Source organism: Rhizobium sp. NXC24 (genome assembly GCF_002944315.1).
In the GTDB taxonomy this organism is placed as follows: Bacteria; Pseudomonadota; Alphaproteobacteria; order Rhizobiales; family Rhizobiaceae; genus Rhizobium.
Map to the genome: position 1 here is coordinate 2003309 of NZ_CP024314.1, position 21418 is coordinate 2024726.

Genomic DNA, 21418 nt, shown 5'->3' on the forward strand with positions numbered 1-21418 from the left:
GCTCCGTCGATCTGGCGCGCATTTCGAAGCAGGCGCCCGCCAGACAACTCGCCGCAATGAGCCGCATTGGCAACCAAGTGCGGCAGGCCCGCACTGCTGCGGATCTTAGTAGCAACTCAGCTAGCGCCCTCATCCGACACGGGACACTTCTACCGACCAAAAACGAAGAGAAATCATCAAAACCGTATTTTACGGTATTTTACACATTTTCTCGCCACGCGAAGGCGAGCACCCGGGTCAGCCGAGCGATTTGGTAAGCCGAACATCACGAGACTGTGCTGCGTGCAAATCTGCCGCTCGCCTCAATGCAGACGTGTCCCGATCAGCGATACCGTAACATACTTCCTGGCGTCTGAGGTTTCAGGCAGGTTGGCGGCGTCTGTACGCCTACCCCGGCGTGCCAAACTCAGAGGGGGCGAAGAATGTCGAGGAGAGGCAATCTTTTCGCGGCCGTCATGCTTGCTTGTGTTTCTTATGGCGGGCTACTGCAGGCGGAAACCATCAGCTATGCGGATGCGGTTACGAAGCTTGCGGACGATTGCGGCGCCGATATCGGCAAATTCTGCAAGGGCCTGAACCTTGGCGGCGGACGGATCGCCGACTGCCTCGCGCAGAACGAGGCAAAGATATCGCCAAGCTGCAAGACCTCCGTCGCCAGCGTCGTTCAATCGATCACTCAACGCGAGCAGGCGCAGAGCGCCTATAGCCAAGTCTGTAGAGGCGACATCGCCATGCGCTGCAAAGGCGTCAAGGGCGACGGATATATACTCGCCTGCCTCAACAAAGGGCAAAAGCGGGTGAGCGATAAGTGCAACCAGGCGATTACCGATGCAGGGTGGAGGTAAGACGATGTTACCGCGTTCCTTTAAGACATTCGCAGTTCTCGTTGCCATCGGCGTCCTGCCGGCAAGCTTCGCCTTCGCCCAGCAGGTGTCCCAACAACGGATCATTTCGGGCCTGGGTAAACTCAAGGCGAACGCCCCGGCCATCGACATCGAACTGTTGCGCCAGGAGGCCGGCGCGGGCAAGGAGATGTCGGCACTGCCCAACTGGAGCAAGATTGCCAAGCTTCCGCAGATGGTCGTCGAGATCAATTTCGAGAATGACTCGGTCGCCATCCAGCCGAAATCCTACCGGACACTCGGTATGATCGCGGATGCGCTGCACCATCCGAACCTTTGGGCCTACAAGTTCCTCGTGATTGGTCATGCGAGCTCGACCGGGGACGAAAAGCACAATCTCGATCTCAGTCAGCAACGCGCCGTCGCGATAAAGGAAGCATTGGCAACCACATTCGCCGTCGACCCTCAACGACTTTACGCCGTCGGCGTCGGCGAGGCTTTCCCGATCGAAGGATCCAACACCGAGGCTTCCAACAACAGACGCGTGCAACTCGTCAATCTCGGGGTGTTCACTCGCAGTCAATGACATGAACGTGGCGTCGACTTTCAGGAAGGCCTTCCGTGGGAGTTGGTTGCTCACCGCTGCGCTTCCGCCATTGCAAACGCACCCTGTTTCGATAACACATCCTTACAAAGAGCTGCACTTTTGATCAGGCTCTGAATTTACGTCCCAGATCTGCACTTGGCGGAACGCCGAAAGCGGCACGATATTCCTGAGAGAAACGACCGCGGTGCGTAAAGCCCCAACGGAGTGCAATTTCGTTGACGGTCGAGGATGGGACGGTAGTCAACAGGTCATGACGCGCACCATCGAGACGCAACTGCCTCAAATAGGTCATCGGTGACTTGTTCAAGAAGCGGTGAAAATTAAACTGCAGCGTGCGAACGCTGACACCTGCCGCTTCTGCCATATCCGATATCGTGATGGGCATAGCGATATGCGCTTTGGCAAACTCCAGGGCTCGTCGAACCTGCCGTGGAGCAATTGTCTGTACTGGCGACCTGACATGAGAAGATGTGTGGCGCAAATTCTGCACCATCAGCAGACCAAACACCTCCTGAAAGCTTGCAAGAGCGATTGGGGAAGCGCCGATATTTCGATTGGCGCAAACCTCGTCTCTGAAGATGCGCATTAGTTTGAAAAGATGTTGTGCTGGTCCGGTGGTCAGATCCTGCATGGGTGCGAATTCGAAGTCGCTGGGCAGCGGACGGTCGAAAGTTCGGATAAATGCAGACAGCACCGACGCTCGGGTAATGCAAAATCCTTCTGCAATGCTGCCCGCTTGGATGCCGACCCCGGAATATCGATCAGCCATCGTCAGTAACCCGGTCGTGGGCGTGATCGCGTGACGTATCCCGCCCGTTGCCAGTTCGTAACAGGTTTCACGTTCGACAAAAAACATGAAGTCGTCGTTTTCGACTGTAACGGAAAAGGCGCGATCCGCCGAACTTGATACGGTCCAGCCGACCAAATCGGCCGTTCCATGGACACCGAATGAAAACAGGCCACGACGATCGGTACTGAGGGGTCGATAGAAATTATTCGGCTTTTTGTCAGTAATCCATTGAGCAACTTCACCAGTTGTGAGTGATGTCGGCTCTAGCGTGATCTGGATAATCTCTGTCAATGTGCCCCCTGCCACTGGCAAAAACTCCGGCTTTAAGCTTGAAAAAGTCCCGAGTAAGCATCGCGCAGCACGTTCTTTTGTACTTTGCCCATGGTGTTGCGCGGCAGCTCATCGACGATGATGATGCGTTTGGGCTGCTTATATCGTGCAAGACGATCCCGCAGCCCTTCCAGCACCGCCGTCTCGTCGATCGCCGCGCCCGGCTCTCGCACGACGACTGCGGTCAGGCCTTCTCCGAGATCGGGATGCGGCACGCCGATGACGGCGCTCTCGACTATGCCGGGCAACTGATCGATCTCGCTCTCGATCTCCTTCGGATAGATGTTGTACCCACCGGAGATGACGAGATCCTTGCCCCGGCCGACGATGTGCACATAGCCGCGCTCGTCGATCTTGCCGAGATCGCCGGTGATGAAGAAGCCGTCGTCGCGAAACTCGGCTTTGGTTTTTTCGGGCATGCGCCAGTAGCCCTTGAAGACGTTCGGCCCCTTCACTTCGATCATGCCCGTGTCGCCATCCGCCAGCGACGCCCCCGTTTCCGGCTGCGTGACGCGCAGGGAAACGCCGGGTAGAGGAAAGCCGACGGTGCCAGCCACGCGCTCCCCGTCATAGGGGTTCGAGGTGTTCATGTTGGTCTCGGTCATGCCGTAGCGCTCGAGGATCGCATGGCCCGTCCTTTCGGAAAACAACCTGTGCGTCTCGGCAAGCAACGGCGCGGAGCCCGAGATAAAGAGCCGCATCTCCGAGGTCACCTCGGCGTTCAGGCCGGGATGCTGCACCAGCCGGACATAGAAGGTCGGGACACCCATCAGAACCGTCGCTCGGGGCATCAGCCGCAATACCTCGTCCGCGTCGAATTTGGGCAGCAGATACATCGAGGCACCAGCAAGCAGGGTGACATTCGATGCGACGAAGAGGCCATGGGTATGGAAGATCGGCAGCGCATGGATCAGCCTGTCGCCGCTCTCGAAACGCCAGTGATCGCGCAGCGTCACCGCATTCGACAAAAGATTGTCATGGGTCAGCATCGCACCCTTCGAGCGGCCAGTCGTGCCCGATGTGTAGAGGATCGCCGCGAGGTCGTCGGGGCCGCGTGCAACGTCGATGAATTCGGCCGGACCGTCCGCCAGCGCCGCCATCAGCGATCCGCCTCCCGACTCGTCGAGCGTTTCGAGACGGGCGCCGTATCGGGCAGCAACGGGTTCCAGGCCCTGCCGGGTTTTCGGAGACACGACGACCAGCCGGGGTTCGGCATCGCCAATGAAATAATCGAGCTCGGCAAACGTATAGGCGGTGTTGAGAGGAAGATAGACGGCACCGGCCCTGAGGCAGGCGAGATAAAGAAGCAAGGCCTCCGGGCTCTTTTCGACCTGCACGGCAACCCGGTCATCCGGCTTGACGCCCATCGCCACCAGGGTTGCAGCGAGGCGCCCCGACTGCTCGATCACATCGCGGTAGCGCCAGACCTTCCCATCTGATGTCTCGATGAAGGCTGCGTCCGGCTTCGCATTCCTGGCAATGACGTCAAAAAGATGGTTGGTCACTTGGAAGTCTCCTTTGGACGGGATTGGCCATGAGCGGGCGAACGGGCGGGCTCGCCGGCCGGAAAGATAGGACGGCGGGTGGGTTCCGCCGTCAGCAGGCGCTTGACGGCCGGATTTGCGGCAACCTCGCCCAGATTGACGAAATTCTCGTGGTTCGCTTCGATATCGTCCTGTTTGTAAAAATAGTTCACCATCAGTCCCAGCCCGCGCTTGAGGGCCTGGGGAGAGCGGTCCGCCAGAAAATTGATCCGTTCCAGCCGGGCGCCGTTGCCAAGATGAAAGCGTGCAACAGGATCGATGACCCGCCCGCTCCGATCGCGGGCCCTGAGGAAATAGAATGCGGCGGCCCGACCGAGGATCGGCTGCAGCGTCTTCAGAAGCTCTAAGCGATCCCCCTCACCGAGCGTATCGAGCGCGGTGAGGGCAGCGCGATCGCCAGCGTCGAGGACCGCGAGCCGGTCGGACCGCCGTTCGGCGTCCAGCCATGCGGCAAAGCCTGGAACGGGAGAGAGGGTGACGAAGGTATCGAGCTTCGGAAACTCATGGCGGAGATCCTCCACCACCTGTTTGATCAGGAAATTGCCGAAGGAGATGCCGCGAAGGCCTTCCTGGCAATTCGAGATCGAATAAAACACCGCCGTCGTCGCCTCCGCGGCCGGGATATGGAGACGATCCTCGCGCAGGAGATCATCAATTGCGTTCGGAATGGCGCGCGTCAGCGCAACCTCGACGAAGATCAGCGGCTCATCCGGCAGGCGCGGATGGAAGAAGGCGAAGCAACGCCGGTCCGTGGGCGCAAGCCGCCGGCGCAGATCATCCCATCCCCGAATTTCATGAACGGCCTCATAGCGGATGATCTTCTCAAGGATATCGGCCGGCGTCGACCAGTTGATGGCGCGAAGTTCCAGAAACCCGCGATTGAACCATGAGCCGAGCAAATGCGCGAAATCTGCGTCCAGCGCCTCCAGCTCAGGATATTGCACCTTCTGGGCCAGCAGTTGCCGGCGCATGTCGACCAGCGTCGCGGTGCCATCCGGCGAGAGATTGAGCCGCCGTATCAGCTCCTGCCTTCGCGGCTCGGAAGCTGCGTTCAGTTCGACGACCGATTGGGCGCTGGGGTTCGACCGGTAGGCCTCGATGGCGCGATCAAGCCGATCGGCATCGGGGCCGAAGCGCGACAGAAGCAGCAGGGAGAAGGCAAGCCTTGACGGCTCATCCAGAGCGCGCCAGCGATCGAGTATGTCTCTCGCCAGTGCCATGCCGGAGGCTTCGCCCCTGCCTGAAAGCAGGATATCGCAGAGATCGCCGAGAGCTGCCATTGGATCGGCTTGCTCGTCATAGCCGCCAAGGGACAACAAGCGCCGGCCGCGATCGGCAATTGCCGCAAACAAATCACCGAGCAGAGATGTCGAATTCATCTGTTTCTCCTGTCTGACCATGCTTTGCCATTAAATGGCTCCGCAGTGAGCCGGCTTCAGTTCCAATCTTCGAACAGAGCGTGGATGACGCGATCCGGGTGGCTATCGCATTCTATTCCATCGCCGATGAAAGCGAGACAATTGCGCTCGTTGAAGGCCTCCCAGGGAACTTCATGCTTCGTAATGAAGTCGCAGACGATCCGATGGAAATCCCCGTCCGCTTCTGTCGGGATGCCCCAGGCGGCCGCCAGGTCGGAGAGATGCGGGACATAACCGGCGAAGGGGCCTTGACGATCAGGGCGCTCATATCGATAGACCCAGGTTGGTGCGCCGCGCGCGGCGCGACGCCGCGCCAGGCGCAACGAAGGCAATTCATATTCTTCAGCCGTCAGCAGAACCAACCGTCTTCGACGCCAGTCGAGACTCGGCATAAGCCGCGCGAGATCCGCATCTATCTTTGCCATCCGCTCCTTGGAAAGATGGGCAAGCATGCTACCCGCCCATGGCTGGTTGGGCTCCTGATCCGCAACCATCGGATAGCACTCGTCCCGGCAAGTTCCCAACAGCATTGGGACGGATATCGCCTGTCCGCCTTCGACCGCCTCGATAGGAGCCGAGGGAAGAAGCGAATTGCCATAAACCGGCCTCAGCGGAAAACGCCTCGCAGCTTGCGCCAGCACCGCCTCCTGCATCGTCAGAATTCTCTCCCCGGGAGCATCGATCCATGGACTGTCCGTGTGCGCCATTTCCTTGACAAAGCTGGCGGCTTCCTCACGGGTAAACACGGTATCTGCGCCCCCCGACATCGAGATCGCCGCATGAAACAGCCCCTTCGCGGCTGGCGTAGCGGTCAGCACGCAGACGTTTTTCGCACCGGCAGATTCTCCGCCGAGCGTCACGTGCTGAGGATCGCCGCCGAAGAATGCGATATTGGACTGCACCCAGCGCAGGGCTGCCAACTGATCCCGCAGCATGGGATTGACGGTATCGGCATAATCTCCGCCGAATAGGGATTCCGCGTCCAGCAGGCCCAGCAGGCCCAATCGGTGACCTACAGTGACGCAGACGATGCCGTTGCGTGCGAAGCTCGTGCCGTCATAGATCGGCCGGGAGGTTCCGCCGATGAGCTGCGACCCGCCGTGCAGCCAGACGAGAACCGGGAACGGGCCGGGTCCACTTGGCGCGAAAACGTTGAGGTATAGGCAATCCTCGTCCATGGGCCGCGCCGGCATGGCGGCCGGATCACCTGGAAAGAAACCCTTATCCCGGGATTGCGGCGCCACTGGCGCGAATGCGGCGGCATCACGTATACCGTCCCAGTGCTCCGGTGCCTCCGGCGGACGCCAGCGACGGGCTCCAATCGGAGGCGACGCATAGGGTATTGCCAAAAATCGATTGACGTGCCCATCGGTGCGCCCCCGCAGCTTGCCTTGGGGCAACGCGATATCTGCTGCGTCGCTCGCAGTGGAAGTATGAAGATCAGACTGTGGCATGCTGGCTTGCCGGGCTCGCTGGAAAATCGAAATGACAGGCGACCCGGTGATCCCTTCCGACCGACCGGAGTTCGGGGACCTCGCTGCTGCAACGCTCCGTCGCAAAGGGGCAGCGGGTGTGGAAACGGCATCCCGAGGGCGGCTTGACCGGGCTTGGAATGTCGCCGCGCAGTAAGATGCGCTGTCGTTTGTCCGCAGCGGCGACGACTGGAACGGCCGACAGGAGGGCTTGGGTGTAGGGATGCTGCGGAGAACCGAAGATCGCCTTGCGCTCCCCTTCTTCCACCACCTTGCCCAGGTACATCACGGCAACCCGATGCGTCAGATGCTCCACGATGGCGAGATCGTGACTGATGAAAAGCAGCGACAGCCCGGTCTTGCGCTGGATATCCTGGAGCAAGTTGACGATCTGCGCCTTCACCGACACGTCGAGCGCGGAGACCGCTTCATCGCAGACGATCAGTTGAGGGTTTGCGGCGAGAGCGCGGGCGATGGCGATACGCTGACGTTGCCCGCCCGAGAACTGGTGCGGATAGCGCTGCGCGGCATCCTTGGGCAAGCCGACCATATCCAGCAACGTGGCAATCCGTTCGTCGATCTCCGCCTTGGTTGTCGCGACCGCGAAATTCATGATCGGTTCGGCAAGTGTCGCCCCGACGGTATGGCGCGGGTTCAGGCTTGAAAACGGGTCCTGAAAGATGATCTGCACCTTCGAGCGGAATGTTTTCAGAGCCTGGCCGGAAATCGCATCGACCCTTTCCCCGTTCAGCAGGATCTCACCGCTCGTCGGCTCATGCAGCCGCACCACGGTCTTGCCGAGCGTGGATTTGCCGCACCCGCTCTCACCGACGACAGAGAGTGTTTCGCCGGCCCTAAGCATCAGGCTGACATCGTCCATGGCATGGACGGTCGAGGTAGGCCGGCCCCAAAAATTGGGCGCGATCGGATAATGCTTACGCAGCGAGCGCAGTTCCAGAAGAGGCGGTCCGCCGGTCATGTCCAGTTTCCTCCTTTTACCTTGTGACACGCCACCTTATGGGCCGGCCGTTTGGCCTCGAACACCGGCACCTCCGTTCGACAGTGCTCCGCAGCCAGCGGACAACGCTCGGCAAAGGCGCAGCCGGCGAGACGCTTGCGCAGGCTCGGCACCTGGCCGGGTATCTCCTGCAGGCGCTGCGGGGCGTCGTCACGAAGCGACGAACCCAATTGCGGTATGGTGGCGAGGAGCCCTTGCGTATAGGGATGCAGCGGGTTCTGGAACAACTCGGAAGTAGCCGCCTCTTCGACGGTTCGTCCCGCATACATAACGATGATCCGGTCGGCCATTTCCGCTACCACGCCGAGATCGTGGGTGATCAGAATGATGGCCGTTCCTGTCTTCTTCTGCAGCCCGCGCATCAGATCGAGAACCTGAGCCTGGATCGTCACGTCCAGCGCCGTTGTCGGTTCGTCGGCGATCAGAAGGCCAGGCTGGCATGCGAGGGCCATGGCGATCATCACGCGCTGGCGCATGCCGCCGGAAAGCTGGTGCGGATATTCGTCGATCCGGCGTTCAGGCGCCGGAATATCCACCAGTTTCAACATTTCGACAGCACGTTCCCGCGCCGCCCGTTTTGACAGGCCCTGGTGCAGGATGAGCGTTTCCGTGATCTGCCGGCCGATCGTCAGTACCGGATTGAGCGAGGTCATCGGCTCCTGAAAGATCATGCCGATATCGTTGCCGCGTATGCGGCGCATCTCCTTTTCATCGAGCGACAGCAGGTCGCGGCCCATGAAATCGATATGGCCGGCATTTCTGGCGTTTCGGGCGGGAAGCAGCCGCATGATGGAGAGCGACGTCACCGATTTGCCCGATCCGGATTCCCCGACGATCGCCAGGGTCTCGCCGGAATTAAGCGAAAAGGAGACGTCTTCGACGGCTCGAACAGCGCCGCCGTCATCGCCGCGAAAATGCGTTCTGAGATTTCGAACTTCGAGAATTGGCGTTTGACTATCCATGGTCACGTCCTATTGGCCGCACGCGGATCGAGAGCATCGCGAAGGCCGTCACCGAGCAGGTTCACCGCGAGCACCGTGATCGACAGAAATGCCGCCGGAAACAAAATGATGTAGGGCTTGAGCTGCCAGAGCATCCGGCCTTCGTTCATGATGCCGCCCCAGCTCGGAACCGAAGGCGGCGTGCCGGCGCCGATGAAGGACAGGGCCGCCTCCGTGATCATGGCGGCAGAGCAGATATAGGTGGCCTGAACCATGACCGGTCCGAGCGTGTTGGGAAGAATGTGCCAGAGGACGATCCGCGGCATCGAACAGCCCGACGCAATTGCGCCATCGACAAAAGGCTGTTCGCGTATGGAAAGCACCAGGCCGCGCACCAGCCGACTCATACGCGGAAATTCCGCAATCGTGATCGCGATGACGACGTTGACGACCGAACCGCCGAGCGCCGCCATCAGTGCGATGGCGAGCAGGATGGGCGGGATCGACATCAGTCCGTCCATGATCCGCATCAGAACGGAATCGAGCTGCCGATAAGCGCCGGCAACAAGACCGGTCGCAAGCCCAAGGAATGATGCGCAAATGGCAACGCAGAATCCGACCAGCAACGAGACTCTCGCTCCGTAGAGAACGCGGGAATAGAGATCGCGGCCCAGCGTGTCGGTACCGAACCAGTAGATCAGCGACGGCTCGCGGTTGCGCTTGATCGGTGAGACAAATCCGGGATCGATGGTTCCGAGCAGCGGCGCCAGGACAGCGATGGCGACAAGAAGCAGAAGGAGCCCGCCGCCGATGACGATCGTCGGATGCTTGTGCAGCAGCGTGCGCCAGCGCCCATATTGCTTCGGCGTCGGAAATAGATCCGGCAGATGCTCGGTGTGTTGGATATTCGTGCTCATCAGTAGCGCACCCTCGGATCAAGCAGCGTGTAGAGAAGATCGATCCCGAGATTGATCAGCACGTAGCCCATGCTGAACAGCAGCACGACGCCTTGGATGACCGGATAGTCGCGCCGCAGGATCGCATCGACCACCAAGCGACCGACCCCAGGGATGGCGAAGACTGTCTCGGTCACCACGGCCCCGCCGATCAGCATGGCAATGCCGAGACCGATTACGGTTACGACGGGCACAGACGCATTCTTGAGGGCGTGCAGGAAGAGGACCGGGGCGGCGCCAAGACCCTTGGCGCGCGCCGTGCGGATATAGTCCTGCGAGAGCACATCGATCATCGACGTCCGCGTGATGCGCGCGATCAGGGCGATATAGACGCAGGACAGCGCCATCGCCGGCAGGATAAGATTTCGAAGGAAAGACAGGACGCCGTCGGCAAGGGGCGAATAGCCCTGCACTGGCAGCAGATCGAGGCGGATCGCAAAGACATAGCTCAGCAGATAGCCGATGACAAAAACCGGCACGGAAAAGCCGAACACAGCAATGGCCATGACCAGGCGATCGACCCAAGTCCCCTGCCATGCCGCCGCAAGCACGCCGAGCGGCACCGCGATCGTGACCGAGATGATGAGCGTGAGCCCCATCAGCGACAAGGTCGGTTCCAACCGCTGAGCAATGAGCGTCGAGACGGGCAGTTGCGAGAAGATCGAGACTCCCAGGTTTCCCCTAAGAACATGCCCGATCCATTCCAAAAACCGCCACAGCATCGGTTCGTCCAGCCCGAGACTGTCGCGGATACGCGCGATCTCTGCTGGCGATGCCTGGTCGCCGGCAATCAACGCGGCAGGATCGCCCGGCGCCAGGTAAAGCAGGCTGAAGACGAAGAAGGCGACGAACAGCATGACCGGTATGGTCGACAGCACGCGCTTGATGGCAAAACTGAACATTGACTTTCCTCACAGCCATGACGGGGAACCGGTTTTGCATCGGTCCTGTTCACCGCACATCGCAATCGGCCGCAGCCAGACGCGATAATCGTCCCCGCGATCGGCGGGCGCCCGTTTGGGCACCCGCCGCTTCGGACTACTTGCGTGCGATATTCCAATAGACCGGAGCCGGCGGCGTCAGGATGCCGGTCAGGTTGCTGCGATAGGCGCGGATCTGGTATTGCGTGCCGATCGGAACGTAGGGCACGGTCTCGACAGCGCGGAGCTGGATCTTCTCGGCCAGCGCCTTGCGTTGCGCCAGGTCGGTCAGGCCCGCAAACTGGGTGCGCATGGTTTCGATCTGCTCATCGCAGGGCCAGCCGAACCAGGCCTTCTCGCAGTTCGAGCGCAGACCCAGGTGCCCCACAGGCTCCAAGAAGTCGAGACCACCCGGGCCGGAAATGAAGATCGACCAACCGCCCTTGTCGACCGGTTCCTTGCTCTGCCGGCGGCTGGTTACGGTCGCCCAATCCATGGCGTCGACGCGCGTTTTGATGCCGATGTCCTTCAGGAGCTGATCGGTGACGGTGACGAAGGCATGGATGTTGGCGTTTTCGGTCGCGTCCAGAAGCACGGCGGGCGTGCCGTCGTAACCGCTTTGCGCCACCAGCGCGCGGGCCTTTTCGATGTCCGGCGTCGGGAAGCCGGCTTTGGTGGCATAGGGTGAGGAGCAAGAGTAGAAGGATTGGCACGATTTGCCGAGCGAGGGATCCGTGATGACCGCTGCAAGGAAATCGTCGCCGTTGACCGCCGTCAGCAAGGCCTTGCGCAGGAGAGGATTGTTGAACGGCGGCTGGATCGTGTTCAGGCGGATTTGCTGGGCGACGCCGATATCGTCCTGGTTTGCCACGGCTACACCTTCGGCTTCCTTGGCAAGCGGGATGAGATCGGCGGACAGATCCTCGTCGATATCTATCTCGCCCTTGCGCAGGGCATCGAGTGCGGTCTGCTGATCAGGGATAATCGTCCATTCGATACGGTCGACCTTGGCGACTTTGCCGCCGGCGAGACCGCTCGCCTCTTCGCTGCGCGGCTTGTAGAAGGGGTTCTTCGCGAATGCCAGCTTTGCACCCGGAACCCATTCATCGCCGAGGAAAACGAACGGTCCAGAACCAGTATGATCCTTGACCGCTTCGTTCGGAGGCGTGGCATCGGCAATGCGCGCGGGCATGATGAAGGGCACGGGCGCCCCGGCCTTGCCCAACGCATCGAGCACGAGACCCCAGCTTTCCGATAGGGTGAGCGTGAAGGTGCGATCGTCCTGAGCGGCCCAACTGGCGCCCTTGGCGTTGAGCTGCTGGCCGAGGCTGTCGTTCACGCTCCAGCGCTTGAGGGAGGCAATGACATCTTTGGAGGTCACCGGCGTTCCGTCGCTGAACTTGAGACCGTCCCGAAGCGTGAATTTATAGGTCTTTCCGTCGTCGGATTTCGACCAGGTATCGACCATCTGCGGCTTGATGGCGAGCGATGCATCCATGGCGAACAGCGTGTCGTAGACCATGTAGCCATAGTTTCGCGCCATGGAGTCCGAACCGAGATGCGGATCGAGCGCTTTGACGTCGCCGGACGGCTTGATGCGCAGGACATCGGCGGCGAGCGCCGTTCCGCAGGCAAGGGTCATCGCCAGAGCCAGAAGCGCTCCGGTCAGTTTCAGGCATTTCATGGTGGTTCCTCCCACAGGTAAGACTAAACTTTCAGGCTTGCGCCTCGGGCGCGTGCATCAGGACATTTTCTTCCTGAGTAGGTTGGGCTCCGCGCTTCAGGTAACCGAATGTGGCGAGCGACAGCGCCGCCGCAGGCTCTTGTCCGAGCTCGGATTGGACGAAATTGAGCTCGATGGAACCGGCACCGCCAAGAAGACAGCAATCAATGCCAGCCAAGATCGATGCCCTTCCGGCGTCGCCGAGATTTGCGGGCCATCCTCCCAGGAAGACGCGTTGTGTTCCGACCATGTTGAGAGCGTTGCCGATGGCCATGCCGAGCCTGAAAAGCCGGGAATGGACATCCGTGCTGGTCTTCTCACTGATGGGAACCCTCTGTGGCCAGGCGTCACCCAGCGCCAAGAGCTCCACTTCGTCGATCTTCAGCCGCGGCGCGATCGCGCTCGTCGACAAGTAGGCCTCGAGACATCCGAAGTGACCGCAGCGACATTGCGGCCCCTTGGGGTCCATGACCATGTGCCCGATCTCGCAGGTCGTGACGTCGCCATTGCCCCAGAACTCGCTGACAATGGCGGCCGCCACGCCATGGCCGACGAACACATAGAGGTAGTCGTCGCTCGAAGCGTTGGTTCCGAGCGTCAGCCGTTGGTTTATCGCTCGCGCGACAATCGAATTGGCAATCTCGACAGGCACGTTGAGAAAACTTGCGTTGAGCCGCGCAAGCGTCTCGGAAGGATCGAGCATTACGATGGGATTTATGGCCCGGCGCGCGTCGTAACCGGGAACGGAAACACCGACGAAGTCCAGTTGCAGCCGGGAACGTTCGGCAGAGTCGGCCAAGGCGCCGACTGCCGCCGCGATAGCCTGAGACACCGCCCCCGCCGAGGCGCCGTCCTTCAGATCGAAGCGTTCCGAGAAGACAAGATCTCCGTCAAGGGTGGCTATACCAGCATGGACCCGGTTGCTCGACACCTCGAGCGCGCCGAGATAGCGATCCTTGCTTAATGTAAGGATAGCGCTTGGCCCGCCCGGATATTCTGCGGGCTGCCGCTTTTCGGTGAGCACGCCCTCCGCGCGCAGTTCGGACACAATGCGGGATACGCTAGCTTCTGTCAGCCCGGTTTTGTCGGCAATATCGGTGCGGAAGCTACCTTTTTTCCTCCAGATATAATTCAAGACCGCAGCGCGCGTCTCCTGCCGACTCCTCGCAAGCCTCACAATTCCATCCTCCCCGGCAATGCAATTCTTACTTTATGTAAGAATTGATAGCTGAGGGTAGATCGCATGTCAATAAACCAGCCTCATCACGCGCTCGGATGAGTTTCGGTTTGAATTAGGCGGGGAACCGTTGCTTGACCTTTGGCCGCTGATCGTGTCGGCAAGTGAGGCGGCAAATCAATGAATGTGCAGAAAGTTAGCCCGCGTAGAAGGGATTTGACGCGCTGCTTTCCATCGGGTGTCATTCGGACCCGCACTGGAAAAGCGATCCAGTCTCTCATCGTCCGGCGCAATCAGCCTCGATGGATCGATCAGAATGGAAGAGAACTTGAGATGTTCTCCGGCCCATCGAAATGGATGGGAACGTCCGTATCCAGCGGAGATGAAGGCTACTCGTATGGTGCAGCTCGAAATGCCGCAGGATGAGGTTCACGGCCAAACGAACCTGCAGTTTCGGGCTTTGGTCCAGCACAATCGACATCAAGTCCTCGGGCAGGAATGCCGCAGCATTGCGCGTCAGCTCATGACCTAAGAATGCCGGGCGGCAGGGAAGAATATCGGCCCTGATCGCCCGCGCAACGCTGATATTCGCGGTGCCCACGTTGCTGAGCTGAACTGCTCAGAACGCGAGCGGCTGTCGGTCCGCGATCCTCGATCACCACACAAGCTGAGGAAGAACGGGACTAAGTGCCGAAAGACACTTCCTCAATGGAAGCGGTTGGCGTTCCATTCGGATGCGATCTGTTCGTAGGCGGCATCGAGCCGCTCGCCGCGATTCGCGCGCCAGAAACTGGCCAGATCGCTGCTCCAGGCAGACTGGTGATCGCTGGGTTTGTTAGTCCATGTCAGCGACTTGCCGTGCGATTTGAGAACGATCTCTTCCACCTGATGCGACGTGACGGCGCGGCCGAGAGTCTTTCCTAGCGCGATGATATGATCCGGCTCCCACAGGCGTTCGTAGATGAACAGGTTATCTTTTCGCCAGGAAATGAACGAGGCATAGGTCGAGAAGAATTCGCGGGAGGCATTGGGGCCAAACCAGCGCACCCAACTCAGGAAATTGTCGCGCGGATTGCGGATGATCGTCACTGTCGTCATACCGCGGAGCAGCACACGTTTGTTCCAGCACACATGGCCATGGACAACGATACGGGATGGAGCGCCATGCAGGAGCCTGGAGACATCGTTATATCCGTGAATCTTGGGGGCATTCTTGACGTAATCGTCGAAGTTTCTCTTCGCCTGCGGCGACAGGAAGATCGATTCCTCGTTGTAATTTATCCGACGGGCATAACAGGGCTGGTCCTTACGCAGGGCGCGCACGAACGCATATTTTTCAAACCCGATGGCCTCGACCGCCTGCAAAAGCGCATGCGTGCCCGATTTCGGCGTGCCGTTACAGATAATCGGTGATGCAGTGGTCATCATACCTCCATCGTTCTTGAGCGTGTTTCACTCCGGCCGGATTATGCTCCAGGCAGTGGGGATATTGATCCATCATCAAGCTTTAGCGTGCCTTGCGTACAAGGTGGCGAAGCTATGAAGGACATGGGGAACGACATAGGTTTGCTGCACGGGCCATGGGCGCGCCTCGAGACCGAAATTCGATCGCACGCCTTTAAATCGATTTTAAAAAATCAACATACAAAGCTAATCGATTTTAATTTGTGCATTCAAAATTTTTTGTTGCAGCGCGAAGAAAATCACTTCTAACTGCCTCACGCCATTCTATCCGTCGTAGGAAACGCGCAATGACGATTTCATTTCCGCTTACTGACAAACGCACTGTCGATGAGCTGCTGAAGCACCTTAACGCGCATAAACTGTTCTCTCCTGGAAATTGCGTCATCACGATCAATCCCCTCGCCGCACACGTTTCGTCGTGCCTTTCGTATGCGCTTAGCACCGCTCGCACTGCCTGGTAGGCGCACTGCTATTCAGTTGAAACCATTTCCGTAACGAGTTGAGCATCTCAAGTCAGCGTTCGAACGTCCTCGAAGGCTTAGCACATCCGTGCAGGCCTTTTGGAGCGTCCGTAAGCCTGAGAGTGCCCGCTGAGAATCGTGTGAATTCCGATACCAATCCCGCAGGAGAAAGACATTGATGACGACATTCGAAGCCTATCTCGATGGTCATAGGGGAACATTGTTGAACGAGGGCATGGTCGTCGTCCTGCGCAACATTGCCGAGGCTACCCGGCAGATTTCGGACAAGCTCAGAAGCTCGTCATTATCAGGTCTAACGGGCGCAACCGACGCAATCAACGTCCAGGGCGAGACGCAGAAGCCGCTCGATATACTTTCCAACGAGATCATGCTCGATGCATGCCGTAAATCGCCGGCAGTTGCTTTCGCGGTATCGGAAGAACTCGACGCCGAAGTGCTCATTCATCCCAATGGCGGATATGCGATGATCTTCGACCCGCTCGATGGATCGTCCAACCTCGATGTCAACGTAACGGTCGGAACGATCTTTTCCATCATCGAGGCAAGCTCTCCGGCTGAGATCCTGAAAAATGGCCGCAGTCAGCTCGCTGCAGGATATGCCGCGTACGGACCGCAAACCAATCTGGTCCTTGCGATTGGAGATGGCGTACAGATCTTCACGCTCGACGAACGCGGCGTGTATGTGATGACAACCGCGGATGCCAAGATCGCCCCGGAAACCAAGGAGTTTGCGATCAACGCTGCACGTCGTCCGTCTTGGGATGACGTCATTACCGAATATGTCGACGGGTCGATCGAAACCCCCGGCTATAATATGCGCTGGATCGGTTCGATGGTCGCCGATACCCATCGCATCTTCAACCGCGGCGGAATCTTCCTCTATCCCGCCGATCGAAACAAGCCAGCCTCCGGCGGCCGTCTGCGTCTACTTTATGAAGCCAATCCAATTGGCTTTCTGGTCGAAGCGGCAGGCGGCTCTGCCATTGCCGGAAAGACCGCCATCCTCGACATTGAACCAACCTCGCTGCATCAGCGGGTTCCGGTGATTTTTGGGTCACGCCACGAGGTCGCAAAGATCAGTCGAGCGTACTGCGTCGAACGGGCAATCGAGACAGTGTAGCAACGGCGCGCAAGCCGGTTGGCGACACTCCAGCCGGCAATATCTTGATCCATCGCAATTGTTCTTCATTGAGGAATAGACGCAGTCAGCGAGTGACACACGGATGCTGCGCGTGCTAAACATGGATGATTTTCTTCGCGAATTGTCACAGGCACCACCCGCATTTCCCAGGGCATTTTGAATGGCTTCCGATCAACCGCGGCGCGAACATGTTCTGATCGTCGACGACGACACAAGAATCCGCCAGATGTTGACGCGTTATTTCGAAGATGAGGGATACCAGGTCACCGCCGTCTCGGACGGCGGTGAAATGCGTCTCCAGATGAAGCAGGCGAGCTTCGATATCATACTGCTGGACCTGATACTGCCAGGAGGCGAAGATGGTCTGTTGCTTGCCAGAGAAATCCGCATGCAGTCCGATGTGCCGATCATCATGCTGACGGGCCGCGACGATGTCGTCGATCGGATTGTCGGTCTGGAAATGGGTGCGGATGACTATATCGCCAAGCCGTTTCATTTGCGCGAAGTGCATGCTCGCATGAAGTCCATCCTTCGCAGACGCCAGCCAGCGGCTACGCCGGCGGAGGCGAGGCAGGAGGAGATCATTCGCTTCGATGGTTGGCAGCTCAATTTCGACCGTCGCCAGCTTCTTGCCGCCGACGGTGGCGAAGTCGAGTTGACGACAGGCGAGTTCGACATGCTGGCCGTTCTTGTGCGCCATGCCGGCCGCGTTCTTCGCCGGGAGCTTCTCATGGATCTCACTCGCGGCAGAAATCTCGAAGCCTTCGACCGCACGATCGATGCACAAATTGTCAGATTACGGAAAAAGATCGAGGACGACCCCAAACATCCAAAATTGATCAAATCGATCCGGGGCGTTGGTTACATCTTCACCGCGCGGCTGTGATCAGTGCAACACCTCAATACGGCCGGAATGTGCATGAAACACTCGCCGGCGCTCCCCGCATAAAGTGACGCTTGCCGTCGATAGCCAGACTTAATCCAGAAGCTCTCGCAGGCGCGTTGCCAGCTCACGTGCAGTATAGGGCTTTTTCAGCCAGCTCCCCGATTGCGCGAGCTCGCGGCCAGCGATCGTCGGCTCGGCATAACCGGATGTGAAGAGAATCCTTATGCCTGGTTTCAATGTCCGCACATGGTTAGCCAGCTCATCGCCGGTCATGCCGCCTGGCATGACGATATCGGTGAAAAGCAGCGCGACATCGGGATTTTCCTCGAGCCTGGTCAATGCCTCGTTCCCGTTGGATGCTTCAACCACCTGGTAGCCAGCATCGTTGAGCCTAGAGACGGCAACGCGCCTCACCCGCGGATCATCCTCCACCACCAAAATCTTCTCGAAGCCACCGGGAATGTCAGACTGGAGCCGCTCCTCCACACCCTTCTCGCTGGCGTTATCGGCCGTCTTGTGTGCCGCGGGAAGAAAGACACGCACACTCGTGCCTTGTCCGATCTCGCTATAAAGCTGGACATGGCCACCGGACTGCTTGGCGAAACCATAGACCATGCTCAGGCCCAGACCGGTGCCGGAGCCGACGCTCTTCGTGGTAAAGAAGGGCTCAAAGGCCCGTTGCTTGACCTCGGATGTCATGCCAAGGCCCGTATCGGTCACGGAAATCAGGACATACTCACCGGTGCGTACCTGCGGATACATCTGTGCGTAATCGGCATCCAGCTTGATGCGCGAGATTTCGATCGAGAGCTTGCCGCCACGCGACATGGCGTCCCTGGCGTTCAGGACCAGATTGAGCAATGCATTCTGCAACTGCGATCCGTCGACCAGCGCTTCGTTCGCCGCACCGCTGACGATGGTGCGGAATTCGATAGCCTCGCCAAGCGTCCTGCGCAGCAGATCGGAAAAGCTCGACACTAGTTGGCCGACATCGACGAGCTTCGGATTGAGCGGCTGGCGCCGGCCAAAGGCGAGCAATTGGCCCGTCAGCTTGGCGCCGTCATCCGCCGCGTCCTGCGCTTCACGCAGCAGCGGCCGCAGCTTCTCGTCCTTAAGCTTGCCCTCGATCATTTCGAGATTGCCACTGATGACGGTCAGCAGATTGTTGAAGTCATGCGCCAGTCCGCCGGTCAACTGGCCGATCGCCTCCATCTTCTGCGACTGGCGCAGCTCATCCTCGATCTTATGGCGGCTCGTCAGGTCGCGGATGAAGCCGGTGAAAATGCGCTTGCCCTTTGCGGTGGCCTCGCCGACGGAGAGCTCCATTGGGAAAAGGGAGCCGTCCTTGCGCTGCCCCGTCACGACGCGGCCATAGCCAATGATGCGCCGCTCTCCAGTCGTCATGTAGCGGGAAAGGTAACTATCATGTGCGTCACGATCGGGCTGCGGCATCAAGATTTTGACATTCCTGCCGCAAACTTCATCAGCCGTGTAGCCGAACAATCTTTCAGAGGCGGCACTAAACGAGGAGATCGTGCCGACGTCATCGATGACGATCATCGATTCAGGCACGGTGTCGAGGATCGAGCGCAGATGCGCTTCCCTTTCTGCAAGATCGTCCTGAATTTGTTTCATCTCGGTAACATCGTTGTTGGTCTGGATGATGACCGGCCTGGTATCGAAAGCAGGGGTGATGAGCGTCCAGCGCGTGGCGACGAAAATGATTCGTCCATCCCGGTGACGATGCACCACCTCGCCCTGCCATGCCCCCTGCCTTCGGACTTCCTCGCGGATCTCATCCAAAGGCTTTGGAAACTGTGTTGCCAAAAGCGTGTGAACGACCTGACCAAGTGCCTCGTCCCTTGACCACCCATAGAGCGTTTCGCAACCGCCGGTCCAACGGCTGACAACGCCGTCAAAGCCGTGAATGATGAGGTTGGCTCCGTCGAGCAGGCGAGCAATCTCGTCGAGCTCCAGTTCAGTTGTCACTCGGGTCTTCGATTTGTCGTTCATTGCGCTTTCATCATTCGAAATTCAGTGGCGTTGGCCTCCGGCGTAAGCGATCAGACCGCGTTCGTCGCCATCACACCCGTCGTCATCCCCGGAGAGCTGAACGAGCATCCCATATTTCATGATACGCACGCAATGCCGACCCGCGGAGACCAGTATTCCCTTGTTCGCCAGCTTGGTCATCGTCCGTGAAACGGTCTCGATCGTCAGGCCGAGATAGTCTGCGATGTCGAGCCGCGTCATTGGTAATTCGACGATCGCATTGGATCGATTGTGATCCGGTTTGCGGCGGAGCTGCTTCAGCACGAATGTGCACACCCGCTCCTCGGCATTCTTGCACGACAGCAGAACCATCTGATCCTGGGCAGCCGCCATCTCGTCGCACAGGCGGGCAAAAACTTCGGGCCTCAGATCCTGCGAATTGCTGACCTCGGCTTCGAAGGCCTTGCGTGAGAAGCGGCGCACCTTCGTATCGCCAATGGCTTCGGCGCTGTAGAGATAGTGGTTCCGCAACGACACGCCGACGATGTCGCCGGCATGCAGGAAACCGGTGATGACGCGACGACCGTCAGAGATGATCTTGAAGATGCGCAGGCTACCCTCGACGACTTCGAACAAGTGCTTGGCGACATCCCCCTCGAAGAACAGCGACTGACCGGCGGCGAGATGTTCGGTTGGCTGCTTCCTAAACAGAGCCTGCAGACAGTTCGGTTCGGCGTCCGGCAGAGCCGGGTTGGTGAATTCCTTAGCGTAATGAATATTGTCTGCCCGCAACATGATCGTCCCTCCGTGTTGTCGGGGAGAACAATTGATCACCGCAGGTGACGCCAGAATGCCATGGGTGTGAAATACGGTGCACTTAAGTAACAGTCTGTAACAAGCAACAGCAGAAGCATTTGCTGGACTGTTTCTCAGCCATACGTGGCCCAAGGCTGCCTTCCTCACCGCCAGGCCGGATTGATGGACTCTGATTCAAGCCGATAGACGAGCCCGTGATCCCAGCGGTTGCGGAAGCCCTCGTCGGCAAGCCGCTCCCAGACTTCATCGTTGAGCGCCCAAAACCGCATGTGACTGCAGCCGGCGCCAATCGCCCGCCCTTTCATCAGGGAGAAAAGCTCCCGCGCGATCCTTTCCTCGTCCAGTGGACTGATGACGACAAAGATTGGAATATCGAACAGTCGGCCGGCAATCGGATGCTCGAATACGCGGGCAAGGCAAACGGCGCGGACACAATCGTTCGGACCAGTCGCCACTGTGAAGCGCTGACGCTCAAAGACGGTTCCGACCGCCGCGCGCCAGCGGTCCCATGCAAGACCCGGCATAACCGCCTGCACGACGAGATAAGCGCGTTCGATTTGGTTTGCCTGAAGAGGACCAATCTCATAGCGCGTGTTCATCTCCAAGACTTCCTTCAGACGGGACGCCTGTTTCGACTTCACGGTGGAACCGCTGGTTTCACAGCTCATTCGCGATTGCTGGCGGCTCCTGCCGTCAATGCGCAGCAAAAGGCCAGCTTTGCGTCCCTCCCCGCATCGAGCGCCTGACGCCGTTGAAGACGCGCCAGCGATGCGCTGTATGATGTTGAAGGTCATGTCCCCCACCTCATTTCGTTGTCGAATTGAGCAAGCTTAAGCCGACGCGGGAGACGTGCTTTGATCGGTGTCAAGATTTGGGCGGATCGAGCCGAAACCGCTTCT

General features: G+C 59.0%; 18 protein-coding genes. 4 read left to right on the forward strand and 14 right to left on the reverse strand.

Annotated elements, in window-relative coordinates:
• Nucleotides 1–422: 422 nt before the first annotated feature.
• Both NXC24_RS33295 and NXC24_RS33300 read left to right on the forward strand, forming a co-directional pair.
• On the forward strand, nucleotides 423–845 hold the full coding sequence (locus NXC24_RS33295; protein WP_104827516.1) for a hypothetical protein: 423 nt from the start codon (nucleotides 423–425) through the stop codon (nucleotides 843–845).
• Between the two features lie 4 nt (nucleotides 846–849).
• Nucleotides 850–1428, forward strand: a complete 579-nt coding sequence (locus NXC24_RS33300; protein WP_104827517.1) for an OmpA family protein — start codon at nucleotides 850–852, stop codon at nucleotides 1426–1428.
• A 124-nt stretch (nucleotides 1429–1552) separates the two neighbouring features.
• On the opposite strand, the gene NXC24_RS33305 is transcribed toward NXC24_RS33300, so the two are convergent.
• From NXC24_RS33305 to NXC24_RS33355, 11 genes are all read right to left on the reverse strand, one after another.
• The gene (locus NXC24_RS33305; protein WP_104827971.1) at nucleotides 1553–2530 is read right to left on the reverse strand and encodes a helix-turn-helix transcriptional regulator; all 978 of its coding nucleotides are present in this window, start codon (nucleotides 2528–2530) and stop codon (nucleotides 1553–1555) included.
• A 32-nt stretch (nucleotides 2531–2562) separates the two neighbouring features.
• Entirely contained in the window at nucleotides 2563–4074 is a 1512-nt protein-coding gene (locus tag NXC24_RS33310) for a malonyl-CoA synthase (RefSeq protein WP_104827518.1), read from the reverse strand.
• Nucleotides 4071–5492, reverse strand: coding sequence for a malonyl-CoA decarboxylase (locus NXC24_RS33315; protein WP_104827519.1), 1422 nt, complete (start codon nucleotides 5490–5492; stop codon nucleotides 4071–4073). The genes NXC24_RS33310 and NXC24_RS33315 overlap by 4 nt, the downstream gene beginning before the upstream one ends.
• Nucleotides 5493–5548: 56 nt before the next feature.
• Nucleotides 5549–6985, reverse strand: coding sequence for a carboxylesterase family protein (locus NXC24_RS33320; protein WP_104827520.1), 1437 nt, complete (start codon nucleotides 6983–6985; stop codon nucleotides 5549–5551).
• On the reverse strand, nucleotides 6972–7982 hold the full coding sequence (locus NXC24_RS33325) for a dipeptide ABC transporter ATP-binding protein (protein ID WP_104827521.1): 1011 nt from the start codon (nucleotides 7980–7982) through the stop codon (nucleotides 6972–6974). The genes NXC24_RS33320 and NXC24_RS33325 overlap by 14 nt, the downstream gene beginning before the upstream one ends.
• The gene (locus tag NXC24_RS33330) at nucleotides 7979–8983 is read right to left on the reverse strand and encodes an ABC transporter ATP-binding protein (RefSeq protein ID WP_104827522.1); all 1005 of its coding nucleotides are present in this window, start codon (nucleotides 8981–8983) and stop codon (nucleotides 7979–7981) included. Before NXC24_RS33330 ends, NXC24_RS33325 begins: the two co-directional genes overlap by 4 nt.
• 2 nt (nucleotides 8984–8985) lie before the next feature.
• Entirely contained in the window at nucleotides 8986–9879 is an 894-nt protein-coding gene (locus NXC24_RS33335) for an ABC transporter permease (protein WP_104827523.1), read from the reverse strand.
• Nucleotides 9879–10820, reverse strand: a complete 942-nt coding sequence (locus NXC24_RS33340; protein WP_104827524.1) for an ABC transporter permease — start codon at nucleotides 10818–10820, stop codon at nucleotides 9879–9881. Before NXC24_RS33340 ends, NXC24_RS33335 begins: the two co-directional genes overlap by 1 nt.
• Before the next feature lie 136 nt (nucleotides 10821–10956).
• Nucleotides 10957–12522: an ABC transporter substrate-binding protein gene (locus tag NXC24_RS33345; RefSeq protein ID WP_104827525.1), complete on the reverse strand. Its 1566-nt coding sequence runs from the start codon at nucleotides 12520–12522 to the stop codon at nucleotides 10957–10959.
• A gap of 31 nt (nucleotides 12523–12553) precedes the next feature.
• Nucleotides 12554–13696, reverse strand: a complete 1143-nt coding sequence (locus tag NXC24_RS33350) for an ROK family transcriptional regulator (protein ID WP_158704609.1) — start codon at nucleotides 13694–13696, stop codon at nucleotides 12554–12556.
• Between the two features lie 747 nt (nucleotides 13697–14443).
• Nucleotides 14444–15163 (reverse strand): hypothetical protein, encoded by a 720-nt coding sequence (locus NXC24_RS33355; RefSeq protein ID WP_104827527.1) that lies wholly within the window; start codon nucleotides 15161–15163, stop codon nucleotides 14444–14446.
• 678 nt (nucleotides 15164–15841) lie between these two features.
• Between NXC24_RS33355 and NXC24_RS33360 the strand changes: the two genes are divergently transcribed.
• Both NXC24_RS33360 and NXC24_RS33365 read left to right on the forward strand, forming a co-directional pair.
• The gene (locus NXC24_RS33360) at nucleotides 15842–16804 is read left to right on the forward strand and encodes a class 1 fructose-bisphosphatase (RefSeq protein ID WP_104827528.1); all 963 of its coding nucleotides are present in this window, start codon (nucleotides 15842–15844) and stop codon (nucleotides 16802–16804) included.
• Nucleotides 16805–16985: 181 nt separating this feature from the next.
• Nucleotides 16986–17711, forward strand: coding sequence for a response regulator (locus NXC24_RS33365; protein ID WP_104827529.1), 726 nt, complete (start codon nucleotides 16986–16988; stop codon nucleotides 17709–17711).
• 90 nt (nucleotides 17712–17801) lie between these two features.
• On the opposite strand, the gene NXC24_RS33370 is transcribed toward NXC24_RS33365, so the two are convergent.
• The 3 genes from NXC24_RS33370 to NXC24_RS33380 all read right to left on the reverse strand — a co-directional run bounded on the left by NXC24_RS33370 (nucleotide 17802) and on the right by NXC24_RS33380 (nucleotide 21187).
• The gene (locus NXC24_RS33370; RefSeq protein WP_104827530.1) at nucleotides 17802–19724 is read right to left on the reverse strand and encodes a PAS domain-containing sensor histidine kinase; all 1923 of its coding nucleotides are present in this window, start codon (nucleotides 19722–19724) and stop codon (nucleotides 17802–17804) included.
• 21 nt (nucleotides 19725–19745) lie between these two features.
• Nucleotides 19746–20498 (reverse strand): cyclic nucleotide-binding domain-containing protein, encoded by a 753-nt coding sequence (locus NXC24_RS33375; protein ID WP_104827531.1) that lies wholly within the window; start codon nucleotides 20496–20498, stop codon nucleotides 19746–19748.
• Nucleotides 20499–20662: 164 nt separating this feature from the next.
• A complete protein-coding gene (locus NXC24_RS33380; protein WP_245464120.1) occupies nucleotides 20663–21187 on the reverse strand; it encodes a hypothetical protein in 525 nt (174 codons plus the stop codon).
• Between the last annotated feature and the right edge of the window lie 231 nt (nucleotides 21188–21418).

Coding starts and splice junctions, on each gene's coding strand:
- NXC24_RS33325 (WP_104827521.1), bottom strand. CDS start 7,982: ATGACCGGCGGACCGCCTCTTCTGGAACTGCGCTCGCTGCGTAAGCAT.
- NXC24_RS33380 (WP_245464120.1), bottom strand. CDS start 21,187: ATGAGCTGTGAAACCAGCGGTTCCACCGTGAAGTCGAAACAGGCGTCC.
- NXC24_RS33355 (WP_104827527.1), bottom strand. CDS start 15,163: ATGACCACTGCATCACCGATTATCTGTAACGGCACGCCGAAATCGGGC.
- NXC24_RS33365 (WP_104827529.1), top strand. CDS start 16,986: ATGGCTTCCGATCAACCGCGGCGCGAACATGTTCTGATCGTCGACGAC.
- NXC24_RS33375 (WP_104827531.1), bottom strand. CDS start 20,498: ATGTTGCGGGCAGACAATATTCATTACGCTAAGGAATTCACCAACCCG.
- NXC24_RS33315 (WP_104827519.1), bottom strand. CDS start 5,492: ATGAATTCGACATCTCTGCTCGGTGATTTGTTTGCGGCAATTGCCGAT.
- NXC24_RS33360 (WP_104827528.1), top strand. CDS start 15,842: ATGACGACATTCGAAGCCTATCTCGATGGTCATAGGGGAACATTGTTG.
- NXC24_RS33335 (WP_104827523.1), bottom strand. CDS start 9,879: ATGAGCACGAATATCCAACACACCGAGCATCTGCCGGATCTATTTCCG.
- NXC24_RS33320 (WP_104827520.1), bottom strand. CDS start 6,985: ATGCCACAGTCTGATCTTCATACTTCCACTGCGAGCGACGCAGCAGAT.
- NXC24_RS33330 (WP_104827522.1), bottom strand. CDS start 8,983: ATGGATAGTCAAACGCCAATTCTCGAAGTTCGAAATCTCAGAACGCAT.
- NXC24_RS33345 (WP_104827525.1), bottom strand. CDS start 12,522: ATGAAATGCCTGAAACTGACCGGAGCGCTTCTGGCTCTGGCGATGACC.
- NXC24_RS33295 (WP_104827516.1), top strand. CDS start 423: ATGTCGAGGAGAGGCAATCTTTTCGCGGCCGTCATGCTTGCTTGTGTT.
- NXC24_RS33340 (WP_104827524.1), bottom strand. CDS start 10,820: ATGTTCAGTTTTGCCATCAAGCGCGTGCTGTCGACCATACCGGTCATG.
- NXC24_RS33300 (WP_104827517.1), top strand. CDS start 850: ATGTTACCGCGTTCCTTTAAGACATTCGCAGTTCTCGTTGCCATCGGC.
- NXC24_RS33370 (WP_104827530.1), bottom strand. CDS start 19,724: ATGAACGACAAATCGAAGACCCGAGTGACAACTGAACTGGAGCTCGAC.